Below are 13,908 nucleotides of genomic sequence, written 5' to 3' on the forward strand. Positions count from 1 at the left end.
CCAATGGAATTGAATAGTAAAAATAGTTTTAATAGATCAATATTCTTAAATTGTTCGTTTAAATCGATCGGTTTAGTCATATGCGGCTGTGTTTATCGCCGTTATCACAATTCCGCTATTCGTCGTTCCGATTGAAGAGCCGCTTGCTGTTGTTGATGAAAGTCCTTTTATTCTCGTTCCCGCACCGTCATTGAAGCACCCCGTACCCACATCCACAGGCTGGATTATTGGTTGTCCGCCAGGTGCTGAACCAGCATGCAGAAGAACAGACCCCAGCCCCATCGGATTTACAGCCCATTTGCCTCGCATGTATGTATCGATGTTAAGCCCACCCGTTGCAGCGCCGGGTGAGCCTATAGTTGTAAGGTCGCTTAATACCCGGGACTCATTCGTAAGTACCAGTGTCCCTTCGGCATCCCATATAGCCACACCCCAGGCAGGAAGGGTGAGCGGATATATAGCAAAAAAATACGCCTCCAGAACGAAAGCCGAACCTCTGTAATTAGACGCATCAACACTGAACGTGTTGCCACTTTTTGAAGCTGATATTTTCGCCGGGGCGCTGGTTCTTGCAAATGCAATCCCTCCCTTCTGACCGTCGATAGTCACTGACGCCGAAGTACTGTTAAAATCCCCCCCCAAAGTTGAGTTTACCGTTACTTTTCGGTAAAGCGTCATTGGTGTGGAATCAGGGGTGATAAAAGGGTTCCCGTTAGGTAATGAAATTAATGCGCCATATTTTGCCATCTATGCCGTCTCCGCAAACACGATTAACTGCACTTTGATTGCCGGATAATCATTAATCCCATCACTACCTGAAGGCTGTATAGTTATGGTGTTTCCAGATGCAACAATGTTTCTTTTATCTGTGTAACTTATTGTCCCTTTATCCTCCAGAGTACCAACTGCAAACCCAACCTTTAAGCCAGGCTCAAGGTTGAACTGGTAGCTTCCCGTTTTTTGACCCAGGGCAAGATCGATGATGCCCACCACGGTTACAGGTTTAATGCCATAGTTATTCGGGACGCCGCTAGCGTCCCACGTCTGAATTCCCCACGTCATCAGAACACCCCTGTTAATTTTCCAATCTGCACGCGGAGAACGCCATTGCCATCTTTAACGCTGTAATTGAGATTGGTCATTTTCGTTGCACCCTCCCCGGCAACCGCCCCATTCATTTCAAACGTCCCGTCTGATTTCATGATGGTGCCGGTTTGTCCCTGGACATAATTAGCGGACCGCAACTCACCAATTTTTGCCAGCGTAATTTGGCCATACTGAATAAACGCATCGCTGATAAATACCTGACCATTCACCACAGCAAAAGGTGAATATTGCGCATTACCGCTGCCACTCATCAGGACGAACTGATTAGCGTTAAACCCGACGCGGGTGACTACCGGCTTACCCGCTTCCGCCAGCACCGCGATCGACATCCCGGCGTTATACATCACACCGTTTATTCGAACTCCGGTTTTAAGGGTGTAAATTGCAGATGCCCCGGTCGCATCAACCACGGCGGTGAGCTTATCTTCCAGCGCGGCAGTCACATCATTGAACTGCGCCTGCACCTGCGTCGACATTTCAGCCATGGCCTTATCCACCTGCGCAATGGTCGTTTTGACCACCAGACTATCCGCACGTACTTCACCGTACTGCGCCCACTGGTGCTCTACTGATCCATGGTTGGCCAGCGCGTTCTGCAATGCGGCTTCGAGGTTAGTATCAATGTCGCTTGTCAGGCGGTCACCGTCGGCAGACGTCAGGAAGTCATCAGCAATATCGCCCAGGTAGTCGTCAGCATTCGCATTGGATTCGCCACGAACCCAGTCGGTCCAGCCTGATTCATTACCCGTTCTGTCTACCAGCTGCGCGCGGTACCAGAATTCCTGCCCCGCTTTTAATCCCAGTTGAGTGTATTCGGCAGAAGGATAAGGCACATCAGACAACAGCAGAGGATTTGAGAAATCACTGTTCGCGGTGTACTGAATTTCCGTTTTCAGCGTGTCCCCGGTGTTAGCCGGGAATCCCCAGTTCAGGCGAATCCCCCAGTTGATCGGCGTTGTCGCAAAGCCGACAGGTTTTGGCGGATTTCCCACCTTACCCGTCAGCGTTTTTTCTTCGGAATAGCCCCAGCCAGAGGAAATTTCAGCGGCATTAATGGCACGCACACGCACGAGGTAGCGCCCTGCATAAATACCCGATACATCAAATGAGTTGGTGGAGCTGCGCGGCACGTTTACCCAGTTACCATCATTGCGGCGCCACTGTGCCTCGTAGGCGATGGCGTTCTGCGCCTGGTCCCAGCTCACCCGCATGGTCTCAACGCTGATATTCTGCTGAACCACTGAAAACGAGCTGATCACAATGTTAGCCGGCGGCGACTGGTTACCCGGCGGGATCACACTCACCGGCCGCTGGTCAATGATGGCTCCGGTATCGATACGGGCATATTTATCAGGGTCGTGCCATGCGCCGGTAATCGAGAAGGTACCATCATTGTTATCGGAGACACTGACAACACGATACTGCTGGGCGTAGAGTTCATCTGACTCAACCACCCATACAGCTTCGGCCTGTGGTGTCTCACTGTATGCCGTGGTGACTGTGACTGATTCCCCGTTAACCGCCTGAATAGTCCTGCTCTGTGACGCACCGGAGGGAAGATTGAGAATAAGGCGATCACCTGCTGCTGCATCAGCTACGCGGTCAAGTTTAATCACGCGACCGTTAACAGCACTGATGCGGCCGCCCATAACTTTGCCGGACAGAAGCTCGTCTGACACGGCGATGATGTATCCCGGCTGCGGGATGTTTCCGTCCAGGCCAACATCAAACGAAACAACGCGATCCTTGTTGTTGGTGAGAATACCCCAGCGCCCCTTTCGGTTCGCTTCTGATTGCCTGGTACAGCCGATGGCTGTCATTTCCAGCTGATTAAATCCGTACCGGGCCACCAGAGACTGCTCAAACACCGGCTCCATCGCATCTGCATAGGCGTTACCCGGATCAGACCAGGAAACCAGCGCCGTGGTATACCGCGTTTTTGTCGTGCTGCTGGAATAGGTAAAGCGTCCGTCGATAACGTTAGCGCGGGTGTAAGCGTAATCCACATCTCTCGGCATATCGGCAAGCGCAACAATCTGATCACCGCCCCAGTACGTCATACCCCGGAATATAGCCGCAAAGTCACGCAGCACAGTGTAAGCGTCATTCCTGTCCTGAACATAGACGTTACAGGTATAGCGTGGCTCTGTCCCGCTTCCACCCTTTCCATCCGGTACCGGCTGATCGCAATACTGCGACACCTGGTACAACGTCCATTTATCGATGTTGGCTGCAGTCAGGCGATTACCCAGACCAAAGCGATCGGTAATCACCAGATCGTAAAATATCCACGCCGGGTTATCAGTCCAGGCCCACTTAAACGCGCCCTGCCATGTACCGCTGTAAGCCCTCGTTTCAGGGTCGTAATTATCAGGAACACGGATCACGCGCCCGCGAGGCTCGCAGGAGATCTGCGGTATTGAACCGTTAAACTGACTCGAGTCGAATTCGATGTACAGCAGCGCGGTATTCGGGTAGCGCAGCTTGGCGTCAATCACCTCGGTAAAACTCTGCAGCGTCATCGTGTCACCGATCTTCGCGCTGTTTGCATCAGCGGTGATCTTACGCAGTCGGATTGTCCAGGTGCTGCCAGCCTGCGGTAAATCAATACGGTGGCTGCGCTCATAACCAGACGTCGTTTTGCCGGTTACGCTGGTATTAAGAACGGTTTGCCAGGTCCCACCATCAGTCTGCAGGTCTATCGCATAATTGATGGAATACCCTACCAGATCGCCGTTGTCCTCCTGCTTAAACAGTGAAGGCCATTTCAGTCGGAGGCGAACGGCTGATAGTTGGGTGTTGGTGAAGGTGCGCGTCCAGGCAGTAGCGCTTGATACTTCAGTTCCAACATTGATTTCGTTTTCGGTACCGGGAATACCCTGAATGTAATTTTGTGCCTGCGTTCCCGCGCGAAACTCCCACGTTACGCCGCTAAAGTTTTGGGAGCCGTCGAAGTTTTCCAACGCCGTGCCGTCCAGGTAGATATTTTTTCCGGTTAATTGCCCTGCAAATTCCCCTTCCCCAAGCGCAACGAGGATTTTGGCCTTCGCTACAGATTGCAGATCATCAGGCTGTTCGGTAGGGGTTCTTGAACTGGAACTGCCGCCCTTGCGGCCTTTGATAAGGGTTGCTTTAGCCATTTCGCGCCCATAAAAAAACCGCCCGTAGGCGGTATATATGAAGGTGGATATTTAATAAAATTCCACGCTTGTATGTGCTGTAATTACTGTCGGTTTAGGTAGCGGATTCCCTGCATTCTGTATTATCAGATTACATAACTCTGGAACAAGTTTCGCGTTGTATTTACAAGTTGTTGTAGCAGTATATCCTTGTGCATAGCTACTTTTGTTTATAATCTTGTAGTCAAGAGGTTTAGTATTTTTATCTAAATAAGTAACTTCATTACTGGACAAAATTTTATCTGAGCCATAAAACTCAGAGCGTATTAAATTATCATTATCATCATAAAAATGCGTTGCTATTTTTTGGCCTAAATAATAAGTATCTTTAATCATTCCACTTGCTGTGAGAGAGAATGTACTTTTCTCACCATTATCATTCTGAGAAAGAATATTACAATCTTCCGTTAGACCAACAAAGTACGGGTTTTCACCTCTCTTGCCTACAAGATTTACCCCATCATTATTAAGTTCTGTTTTAAAGCCATTTGAAATATTATCCAAGCTCAGGCTTTCAATACAACCTTTTTTATTTAGTTTTAATAATGCTTTATAAGTAGCCTTACCATTACTCTCCACTATAGTACTAAGTGATTTCACTGGTCCTTTAACAGGATTAAAATCGAACATAGTTGATAGATTATATAATACAGGGATATAACCATTTTCGGCGTGACTCACCCCAGAAATCAAAACTGTACTGAGTAACAAAACATATATTTTATTCATATACCCTATCACCTTGATATTAGGCTTATTACCTATAGCGTATATTACAACACGGTTATTGCTGATCTTCAACGTAAATACCTGCCGATATAATAGCGCCGCCAATACGTCGCCGACCGTATAAAAGAGGAACTGGATACCCCTGCGCGGCTGTATTGGTTACTCCTACGAACGCATACGAAGCCCGGTTGTCTGTACTTTGTTTGCTGGCTATGCCGGAAGGCTGCGGTGAAAGAAGCTGAATAACCCCGCCGAGGACCAACGAAGCACCAGTGGCTGCGGTAAACCCCGTCAAGCCACCAGCAGCGAACGCAGCGCCAACACCGCCAGAAACAAAGACAGGCGCGTCAACGGTGGTCACGGTCTGGTCAGCAGATGCTGCTGGTTGAGTGGTATCTGCGGATGCAGTAGTACCTTTCATGCTTCCTCCTCGGGAAATCATCGTTCGTTTATTAATTGCATCGCGCATAACGTTCAGCGCATCCATGTTGTTGACCAGCTGCTCCGCCAGGCCGTTGTCTACTGATTCCTGGCCTGAAAACACAGCCGCTTCAGTATCAAGAACGGCCTGAACCGACATGCCGGTATAACCCGCCACCTTTTCAGCGAACATCTGCCGGGTAGCGTCAATACGCGCCTGAAAATCTGCACGTACCTCTTTGGGTAATTTCTCGTAGGGGTTCCCATCCACCTTGTGATCGCCGCTGTAAATCAACGTGACCTCAACACCGCTGGTTTTAAGGGCGGCGCCGTAATTGCTATGGGCCATCATGACCCCGATGGATCCTGTTCTGGCCGTCTGGGTCACAAGCCGACGTGATGCCGCACTGGCAATCAGCTGGCCAGCGCTGCAGTTCATATCGTTGGCTAACGCCCAGATGGGTTTGATATCCCGCATGCGGGCGATGATGTCCGCACAATCAAAGGCACCCGCCACCATTCCACCTGGCGTATCCATATCCAGAAGAATGCCGTCTACACCCGGATCGCTGATTGCCTGCTGGAGGCGGGCGATGATGCCGTTGTACCCCGTCATCCCCGAATACGGCTGGAGTGAGCGGGTTTTACTGACCAGCGTCCCGGAAACAGGCAGCACCGCGATACCATCAGTGACCTGGTAGCTTCGCGCCGGATTTGGCCCCATTTCCTCATCATCACCAAAGAGTGCCAGCGGTTCAGCCATCTGCTCTGCGCCAAGCGTAACGCCCGACACGGTGTCGGTCAGACGGGTGATACCTAACTGACCAGCGAGCGCGCAAAAGAAAACCCGCGCATAGGCGGGTTCAAGTAAAAGCGGCTCATTGAAGGCCATACTGGCAATGTGCGGGAGATTACGCAGCTCTGGCGTCATCGGCCCCCTCCTCATTCGATTTTTTCAGTCCAGACACAAAGGCCGAAGCCGCCCACGCTGGCGGTTTAAGTCCCGCTGCGCGGCGCTCCATCGTTTCGCGAACCTGCTGGGCAAAGATTTCCTGATAATCTTCCCCGCGTTTGGCGCATTCCTTCTCATAAGTGCTCAGCCCCGCCTCAATGAGCATGACAGCCTCCTGCACCTCCTTCAGACCGTCAATGGCCATTCTCCCGGAGCCGATCCAGTCAGCATTTCCCCAGGCGCTTCTCGCCTCCTGAAAACTGAACCGGGCTTTAGACGGTAGTGTCACCACCCGGCGAACAATGGCCTCTTCCAGCCAGCATAAAAACATCTGACAGGCCTGGCGGGAGGCAACAAATTTGCGGCGCCCCATAAAGTACGCCCAGGACTCGTTAGCACTGGCGCGGGCGGTGGAATAACTCATCTGCGAATAGTTGCGAGAGAGTTGCTCATACGACACACCCAGCCCTGCAGCAATGTAGCGCAGCAGAGATTGTTCAAACGTCGAATAGCCGTTATCAGTATCCTGCGCTGACTGAAGATTCAGGGAGTCGCCCGGCATCAGATGCGGCACCTTCGCGCCGCCGAGACGAACCGGCGCCGCGGTATAGTACGAGGCCATCTCCCCCAGCCAGCCAGTCATCTTGCTTTGCTGCTCTTTACTGTCTGAGCCGAGAATAAAGTCCATCGCGGTTTGCGTATCCAGCTCACTTTCAATCGTAGCGGCATACATCGCCTTGACAATCGCGCTCTGGAGCTGCGTATTCTGCAGTGTATCGAGCATTTTCATTTGCTCCATGACGCTGTAAAACACGTTAGCACCGCGTGTCTGCCCATCTTCCAGGGGTTCAAATACGTGGATAAAGGAAGGCCGCCCGCCGGGCAGCTCACGCGGGATGTAGGTCCACTTCTGCGCCATCCACCCCGGATAGCCATCTTCGCTGACGTAATATCCAAGCGCGGCGCCACTGTCATTTGTTCTGACACCAGCCCGACAGTTTCGCGTGTCTCCGGCGTTATTGGGGTTGCTGATGCGTTTCGGGCTCACCATTTTGAACTGTGTGCGGAAAAGACGCGTGGAATCACTGTCCCAGGTGGCCTGTGCACATAACTCACCGTTAAACGCATGCATGGAAACACCTTCACGGATCATCATGGTGAATGTACGCTTACGTTCCGCATCAATGCAGCAGCAATCATCCTCCGCAAATTCTTTCCAGGCAGCCTCAACTTCACGGGAGAACGCCCGGGCCTCTTCCTCTCCAATGCCCAGAAAACGCCAGCTGGGCCGATAACTGAGCCGGAAAAACGACCCGACAATGTGGTCCTGATGGAGCTGTACCGCGTTTGCCGCATAGCCGTTATTGCGGACCAGATCGTCAGCGCGCGCGTTACCACGGGAAAAATTAGGCAATAACGCAGCATCTGCGCTTTCACTCGGTGGATTCCAGGCGCGGAGCTGACCGCCAAAGCCACCAGCACCGCCATGATATCCGGCATAATCCCGCAGAGCGGTTTTACCGTCCGGTCCTAACAAAGCAGGTGTTTTCATGCGTAAAATCCTGCCGGTCCCCGGCGTCGTGGAGTGGTGCCAACCTGTGACTCAAGTTCGGCAATGTATTTTTTCAGGTCACTGACGGAGGTCGCGGTAAACTCAACCCGCCGGCCGTCTTTTTGCACCGTTGCCACCCGCTTTCCCATCATGAGATCGTGCAACGCAGCGCGGGCGGCATCCAGATCAGTCTGTGTCGCCATTATTCATCTCCAGATAATGCCCTGGCATAATCAGCCAGGGTTTTGTTATTGGTCCGGTTCCCCTCTTCCTCCAGCAGGCTCGCGAGCAGTGAATCAAGATTCAGTTGCCATCGCGAAATACTTATCCGCAGGGCAGCCAGCGCGTACACGAAGCAGTCCAGCGCCTCATTTCGTCGCTTTTTGCTGTCCCAGACGATTTTCTTACGCCCGTCCACCCATTTTTCAACCTGCTCCTCAGCAGTAAGCTGCTGTGCCTCAGCCAGATCGTAAATTTCGGGGTTATTGGGGAAATGCACGGCACCGGCAAGAGGATCACTCCCTTCCGGCTGAAGTGTGAAGCGGTTATAAATCTGCTCCTTTGCGGTATCAGTCCCCACTTCCGTCAGATAAACGCCGTTCTTGTTGCGTTTGCGCGGCATATTCGCCACAGGCTTGCCGTAAACGGAAGCCCCTTTAATTGGGATCACGCGAAACAGGCCATGCTTTTTTGAGCGATTGTAGACAATGGTGGGGTCAATACCGCCGATATCCCAGCAGATACGGGATACCGACATTTCCACGCCATTCTTTCGGAGATAGGTTTTGTTAATCGCCTCGTCCACCCTGACGAGGGTCGCTTCATCATCATGACGGCCCATAATGATCTGCCGGTCAATCAGCCAGCTTTCCTCACCGGGCCCCCATCCCCAGACGCGCATTTCATATCGATCCAGTTGGGAGTCGATCCCGGCTGTCAGATAAGCAACACGCTCCGGTACGGATGCCCCGAAGAACTCTTTGCGTTCGGCCATGAGCTCCGCGTCAGGCCGTTCACCAATTTTAGGCTCCCATGTTTCGCCCAGAGTGGTGTTCACGAAGGTTTTACGCTTTCCTGTATCCCCTTTCGTTTTTAGCCAGTCTTTAACGATCTGAACCCAGGTGGTAAACGGGCTGTATGCCGTCCAGATGTGAAACGTCACGCTGTCTGGCGGGTCGATTTCGGTGCCTGTTGATGAAAACCAGGATAAACCGTCGCGCGTCCAGATCCCGGTGGTGTCGCAGATGTAACGAGCTTCAGTGAAATCCAGCTCCTGCTGCTTAATGACGCAGGCATTATGTTCACACAGGTAAAAGACGCTGGAGGGTTCGCCCGGTGTCCATTTCAGCCCGAACGGGGTCTCTTTGTCGCCGAATTTAAGGTACTGCTCTTCACCACAGTGCGGACAGGCAACATGAAAACGCATGAAATGCCCGGACTCGCTGGCAGCACGCTCAATCTGGCAGGTCCCCTTTGTTTTTGGCGTTGAACCACGAATAGATTTAGGCCAGACAGAGCCCTCAATACGTTTATCACCCAGAAACGTCGGGGAACCCTCTTTCTCAATATCCTCATCAAAAGCAGCGAGTTCGTCATAGCCGGCAACATCCACTGACTTTTCACGATAGTTTTTCGCCGCCTTACCACCCAGACACCAGAACCCGCGACCATTGGAGAAGCGTTTCATACTGAGCGTATTGTCCCGGTGCTTTTTGCCATACCAGGGGGCCAGCGCCAGAAGTGACGGAATATCGCGAATTGTCGGCTCAACATGCGACTTCATGAAGTTTTCGGCGTCACCATCCGTGGGCAGCCAGATAAGGGAATTTCGCTGCTTGTGCTGTATAAAATACGCATAAACACCCAGCAACATTTTTGAATAGCCAACACGGGCAGACTTAACAACGTTAACTTCACGAATGTAGTCGTTACCCATCGAATTCATGATCGCGCGCTGAAACGGCAACGTTTCCCAGCGCCCTTCCTGGTAGGCCGACTCTTTGGGGAGATAGTAATTATCGTCTGCCCATTCAACCGCCGTTTGCGGCTCAGGTCGGTACAGCGAAAGTAGCCCTGCGCGCGCAGAGTGCTGCAGCCCCTTAACCTGACTGTTCGATATATTCACTCAGCAACCCCGGTATTATTTCATCCAGCGCAGCTGCTTTGTTCATGGCCTTAATGATGTCCTTCTTGAGGAAATCAATATGTCGGTTTTCCAGCTCCGGGAAGCGCCGCTGAACCGACAGAGGAACTCCATCAAGAATGCTGGCTACTTCTCCGGCCATCCGCGACAGCACGAACGTGCAGAATGCGGTTTCCACCACCTCAGCGGAATCTTTTGCATTTTTTAGTTCCTGGGCGTCTGCCTGCGCCCGGGTAAGGCGGTGACGCTCATAGTCAATCGTACCTGGCTGGAGGTCGGATTCCGAGGCAAGACGAAGGTCTTCCACCTCCTTCCGTAATTTCTCATTCTCAATCGCCGCGTCGCGTGCGGAATACCATTCAATAGCAGCGGAAGATTCATAGAGGACCTCATTACCTTTTCCGCCACCACGTACTACAGGCATTCCCTGATCCTGCCAGTTCTGAATGGTTCGCACGCTGACCCCAAATATTTCAGAAAGACGCTTTTTGTTGACCTCCATAGCTCACTCCATGCACGAAAACAGAGAAAGGAAACGACCTCTGGTTATTTAGCCGTTTTTAAGGCTTATCGTTTCCTTTCTTTTCAGGGATGTTTGCAGTTAAAACAATGAATTAGCGAGAAGAAGAACGGAAACGGCAAATGCCAGAAAATTTTCATAAATAGCGAGAATCTGCGAGGTCGCCGCCCCGTAATAGGCAGGATCCCCGGAAAGGACCCGTAAACGATAATAAAAACCAATAGCATTGGTGCCACATAGAGCAAGATAGTCTACAAATTGGCAATCAACCCTAAATATTGATTTTATATTCAGTTAGTTAGATTCAATTAGCATTGAATTTGAGTTCCGTATTTTGGAAACCTTAGACTCAGCTTCAGAATTGCTTATCTTCCCGCTAGTATATTTTCTTTGAATATCAGCAAGTTCTGAATATAACTCAGATGCTTTCCCTCTGGTCTTGAATCTGTGCATCATCAATGTCGCTTTATAAACTTCTGCTAGCGCGTTGTAAGTTTCATTAAAACGTATAAAATCAAACTGCTCAAAATTATCCCTATAAAATTCAGGTGCTCTAATCAAGGCCATATTGTAATGATAAACCGATATCCGTAGTGTCTTTAGCTCAGACGCTTCTTCCTGTTTTCTCCATCCAAAAATTGCAAAACAGGCTATTAATGCCGCAATTAATGTTGCTATAGCGGATAGCCACGTACCATACATTGCCCACTTAGCCCACAAAGCTGATTCTCTCGCCGCAACCAGCGATTCATAAGAAATGTATTCGGTATTCATTTTAGCTCCTCATTATATTGAAGCTATTGTAAACAAAAGCATTATCGTAAGCACTCAGTGAATACCTGCTGTGAACCCAGCATAAAAAACCGCCCTAAGGCGGTTTTCAAATATTCCCACGTAACTTGTCAAGAGCATAAAGACCATCACCATCACCAGCATCCAACAAGGCATAATACTCAGGATCTTTTATTCGCTCTATCTGGTTAGATATATCTAATAGCTCGTCTTTTAAAGCATCAATTTCTGATCTCAAATTCTCATTTTCGTCTTTGAGATCCATAACTTCTTGCTGTAGAGATAATATGCTTTTACCCGTTGCAGGAAATCGATTTATTTCATGCCAGATACCGATAAATAATGCTATTGCTGCGATGGTTAACGTTCCCACAATCTATCCCCCTCATATAGTTTTAGGAGATAATAACGCATAGAGTAACCACTGGCACTCAGTGAATGCCTGCTGTAATGCCGCTAGTCGTCGAGTTGCAACACACCGTGCTCCAGTGACTCTGAGTAGGCGATCAGCCCCGTATATTCAGGGATAACCTCTCCATCATTCGCTTCGAATTCAGGATTGTCCCTGTTGTGATGGTGTATTGGGGCTGACCATCTTCCTTCGCGAAGGCTGCCAGGTCTTCAATCTGCTTAGCTGTAAGAACTACTGTCATGCTTATTCCTCAGTTGTTAAAAAGCCCCGCTATTGCGAGGCGATAGGCTTGTTGTTTGACTCTCTCACCGAGTAATAAACACGCTCACATGTTATTCCAGCCCGGTAGCTTTCGTCAGATCGCTCAGCATAATATCGAGCTTCTTCTGCAAGGCGTCCGAGCATGTCGGCGAGCACTGCGGCGTCGGTTCCGGTTGTTTTGCTTCTGACGGCAGCGGCAAGATCTGAGGTGTGCTTTGCGACGTCCAGGCGGGCGGCAAGCTTTGTTGCTTCGGTGCGCAACTGGCTAACAGTGGCAGACAGGCCAGCAGCAGTGGCAGCAGATTTAGCGGCTTGTGCTTGTGCATCTTTTACAGCCTCATCACGGGCAATTATGCGCCCTTGTTCAATCCAGCGTGCGGCAGTCTGCGCGTTCGCTTCCTGTGAAGATTCCATGCTATTGCGGTCAGCCCACTTCTTTTGCCAGCCCCGCTCACTCCAGATGTTCCCGGCAAGAAATGCACCAGCCAACATCAGCAAAACAATGATTGTTCTCCACCGCGCCTTAACTAAAGCAAAGGCCGCTGTCATACCAGCAACGCCGCCCGCGCTTTATTATAACGACTATTTCTGTCAGCCAGTCCATTCTGGCCACCGTTGATGATCTGCGTTACACGGACAACATCACCTGAATACATCAGACAACCACGTAATGTGAAATACCATGCAGCAGAACGGGCTGCATGTTTCTCCTGTGTCAGCAACTCTGGTGTGCTGATCAGATCCAGCTTCAGCGCCGCACCGCATTTGGCGTAGTTCTCGCGGCCGGTGATTTGAAGCAGGCCACGACCGCGATATTTCCAGCCGTCACCCTGGCTGTTATTCCCCATGCGGTCACCATAAACCAGATTGGCTATTTGCGGCTGGTGGGCCACCTGCTTACCATCGACACGCCCCAGCATTTCACACTGATAAGGCGTCAGGCGTTTACCAAAGGTTTTCTTCAGCCCCTCTACCGAGTAGTTGAAGCTCTCGACCAGCGAGGTAAAACCAGCCGATTCATGCCCAACCTGGGCGATGAACATAGCCAGATCGTTCGTAGCTGTAATGCCAAACTCTTTCATTGCCGCATCAATGTGCGGAAACCAGCGCGGAGAAAGCCCGGCGCTGATACCAGCCGCCTGCTGAAATTGTGATTGGTTCATTATTGCCTCAGATGATCAACCAGGCGTGCCACGTTGCCTCTGACGGCGACCAGCACAGACAGGAAAATAATGTTGGCCCCGATAGTGGCCCACGATGAATAAGGGTAGATACCGCACAGATATGCCAGCGGAACTGCGCTGTAGATGACCGTAAGCAGCCACGCCAGGCGAGATATCCATGGTCGATGTCGCGAATCGCCACGGCGATAAAACATCAGGGTCAGCACTACCCCAGCGCAAAGCAATGCATTTAAAGTTGCCGATGGGTCATTTTGTACCACCTGAACCTCCCCGGCGCGTTATCAGCGCCACCAGCGAGCCGACATCCTGATTATTCAGGAACGTCAAGATTTTTACGGCTAAAGCAGAAACGATTACGGCGCCAATGGCATCCAGTGGTTTATCACTGTATCCGGTCGCCTGAGCCAGCTTTGAACCCACCAGCCCGGAACAAAGGATCCCCGCGATATACGACACCAGAAAATATGCCAGCCGGCGCGCTGCGCTCAGGTCAGAGGCGGTTGCAATGTAAAATACAGCCCCGGCAAATGCGCCAAACACCACGCCGTAATCGGTTCCGGAAAGAAATCCATAGACGCTGGCCCCCGTCAGGACACCACCAGCCAGCCCAGTACCGGAAATCGGATCGGACATTTAGCCCCCCTCTTTATTACTGTG

General features: G+C 50.9%; 14 protein-coding genes and 2 pseudogenes. All 16 read right to left on the reverse strand.

Features of this window, described 5'->3' with window-relative positions; translation table 11 throughout:
* Window positions 1-72: 72 nt before the first annotated feature.
* The 16 genes and pseudogenes from OGV98_RS11410 to OGV98_RS11485 all read right to left on the reverse strand — a co-directional run bounded on the left by OGV98_RS11410 (window position 73) and on the right by OGV98_RS11485 (window position 13,884).
* Window positions 73-747: a hypothetical protein gene (locus OGV98_RS11410; protein WP_202580543.1), complete on the reverse strand. Its 675-nt coding sequence runs from the start codon at window positions 745-747 to the stop codon at window positions 73-75.
* On the reverse strand, window positions 748-1,062 hold the full coding sequence (locus OGV98_RS11415) for a hypothetical protein (RefSeq protein WP_202580544.1): 315 nt from the start codon (window positions 1,060-1,062) through the stop codon (window positions 748-750).
* Window positions 1,062-4,247 (reverse strand): TipJ family phage tail tip protein, encoded by a 3,186-nt coding sequence (locus OGV98_RS11420; RefSeq protein ID WP_279278961.1) that lies wholly within the window; start codon window positions 4,245-4,247, stop codon window positions 1,062-1,064. Before OGV98_RS11420 ends, OGV98_RS11415 begins: the two co-directional genes overlap by 1 nt.
* Before the next feature lie 51 nt (window positions 4,248-4,298).
* A complete protein-coding gene (locus tag OGV98_RS11425) occupies window positions 4,299-5,015 on the reverse strand; it encodes a YnfC family lipoprotein (protein ID WP_279278962.1) in 717 nt (238 codons plus the stop codon).
* A 361-nt stretch (window positions 5,016-5,376) separates the two neighbouring features.
* A pseudogene (locus OGV98_RS11430) lies at window positions 5,377-6,366 on the reverse strand (S49 family peptidase); the annotation flags it as partial.
* Window positions 6,347-7,939: a phage portal protein gene (locus OGV98_RS11435; protein ID WP_279278968.1), complete on the reverse strand. Its 1,593-nt coding sequence runs from the start codon at window positions 7,937-7,939 to the stop codon at window positions 6,347-6,349. The gene OGV98_RS11435 and the pseudogene OGV98_RS11430, both read right to left, overlap by 20 nt.
* Window positions 7,936-8,142: a phage head-tail joining protein gene (locus OGV98_RS11440; RefSeq protein WP_003034782.1), complete on the reverse strand. Its 207-nt coding sequence runs from the start codon at window positions 8,140-8,142 to the stop codon at window positions 7,936-7,938. The genes OGV98_RS11435 and OGV98_RS11440 overlap by 4 nt, the downstream gene beginning before the upstream one ends.
* On the reverse strand, window positions 8,142-10,064 hold the full coding sequence (locus OGV98_RS11445) for a phage terminase large subunit family protein (RefSeq protein ID WP_202580574.1): 1,923 nt from the start codon (window positions 10,062-10,064) through the stop codon (window positions 8,142-8,144). Before OGV98_RS11445 ends, OGV98_RS11440 begins: the two co-directional genes overlap by 1 nt.
* A complete protein-coding gene (locus OGV98_RS11450) occupies window positions 10,039-10,584 on the reverse strand; it encodes a terminase small subunit (RefSeq protein WP_202580575.1) in 546 nt (181 codons plus the stop codon). Before OGV98_RS11450 ends, OGV98_RS11445 begins: the two co-directional genes overlap by 26 nt.
* Before the next feature lie 312 nt (window positions 10,585-10,896).
* Window positions 10,897-11,376, reverse strand: coding sequence for a hypothetical protein (locus OGV98_RS11455; protein ID WP_279278969.1), 480 nt, complete (start codon window positions 11,374-11,376; stop codon window positions 10,897-10,899).
* 106 nt (window positions 11,377-11,482) lie between these two features.
* Window positions 11,483-11,767 carry a hypothetical protein gene (locus tag OGV98_RS11460; protein ID WP_279278970.1) on the reverse strand — a complete coding sequence of 95 codons (285 nt, stop codon included), beginning with the start codon at window positions 11,765-11,767 and terminating at the stop codon, window positions 11,483-11,485.
* A gap of 83 nt (window positions 11,768-11,850) precedes the next feature.
* A pseudogene (locus tag OGV98_RS11465) lies at window positions 11,851-12,047 on the reverse strand (hypothetical protein).
* A 29-nt stretch (window positions 12,048-12,076) separates the two neighbouring features.
* Complete coding sequence (locus OGV98_RS11470; protein WP_279278971.1) at window positions 12,077-12,616, reverse strand: DUF2514 domain-containing protein; 540 nt, start codon at window positions 12,614-12,616, stop codon at window positions 12,077-12,079.
* Complete coding sequence (locus tag OGV98_RS11475; protein WP_279278972.1) at window positions 12,613-13,230, reverse strand: glycoside hydrolase family 19 protein; 618 nt, start codon at window positions 13,228-13,230, stop codon at window positions 12,613-12,615. The genes OGV98_RS11470 and OGV98_RS11475 overlap by 4 nt, the downstream gene beginning before the upstream one ends.
* Window positions 13,230-13,511 carry a phage holin family protein gene (locus tag OGV98_RS11480; RefSeq protein WP_000250463.1) on the reverse strand — a complete coding sequence of 94 codons (282 nt, stop codon included), beginning with the start codon at window positions 13,509-13,511 and terminating at the stop codon, window positions 13,230-13,232. The genes OGV98_RS11475 and OGV98_RS11480 overlap by 1 nt, the downstream gene beginning before the upstream one ends.
* The gene (locus OGV98_RS11485; RefSeq protein WP_279278973.1) at window positions 13,498-13,884 is read right to left on the reverse strand and encodes a phage holin family protein; all 387 of its coding nucleotides are present in this window, start codon (window positions 13,882-13,884) and stop codon (window positions 13,498-13,500) included. The genes OGV98_RS11480 and OGV98_RS11485 overlap by 14 nt, the downstream gene beginning before the upstream one ends.
* Window positions 13,885-13,908: the final 24 nt, after the last annotated feature.

This window comes from Citrobacter sp. Cf136 (genome assembly GCF_030333815.1).
GTDB classification, from domain to species: Bacteria; Pseudomonadota; Gammaproteobacteria; order Enterobacterales; family Enterobacteriaceae; genus Citrobacter; species Citrobacter freundii.

Coding starts and splice junctions, on each gene's coding strand:
- OGV98_RS11470 (WP_279278971.1), bottom strand. CDS start 12,616: ATGACAGCGGCCTTTGCTTTAGTTAAGGCGCGGTGGAGAACAATCATT.
- OGV98_RS11475 (WP_279278972.1), bottom strand. CDS start 13,230: ATGAACCAATCACAATTTCAGCAGGCGGCTGGTATCAGCGCCGGGCTT.
- OGV98_RS11435 (WP_279278968.1), bottom strand. CDS start 7,939: ATGAAAACACCTGCTTTGTTAGGACCGGACGGTAAAACCGCTCTGCGG.
- OGV98_RS11440 (WP_003034782.1), bottom strand. CDS start 8,142: ATGGCGACACAGACTGATCTGGATGCCGCCCGCGCTGCGTTGCACGAT.
- OGV98_RS11485 (WP_279278973.1), bottom strand. CDS start 13,884: ATGTCCGATCCGATTTCCGGTACTGGGCTGGCTGGTGGTGTCCTGACG.
- OGV98_RS11415 (WP_202580544.1), bottom strand. CDS start 1,062: ATGACGTGGGGAATTCAGACGTGGGACGCTAGCGGCGTCCCGAATAAC.
- OGV98_RS11410 (WP_202580543.1), bottom strand. CDS start 747: ATGGCAAAATATGGCGCATTAATTTCATTACCTAACGGGAACCCTTTT.
- OGV98_RS11420 (WP_279278961.1), bottom strand. CDS start 4,247: ATGGCTAAAGCAACCCTTATCAAAGGCCGCAAGGGCGGCAGTTCCAGT.
- OGV98_RS11425 (WP_279278962.1), bottom strand. CDS start 5,015: ATGAATAAAATATATGTTTTGTTACTCAGTACAGTTTTGATTTCTGGG.
- OGV98_RS11450 (WP_202580575.1), bottom strand. CDS start 10,584: ATGGAGGTCAACAAAAAGCGTCTTTCTGAAATATTTGGGGTCAGCGTG.
- OGV98_RS11455 (WP_279278969.1), bottom strand. CDS start 11,376: ATGAATACCGAATACATTTCTTATGAATCGCTGGTTGCGGCGAGAGAA.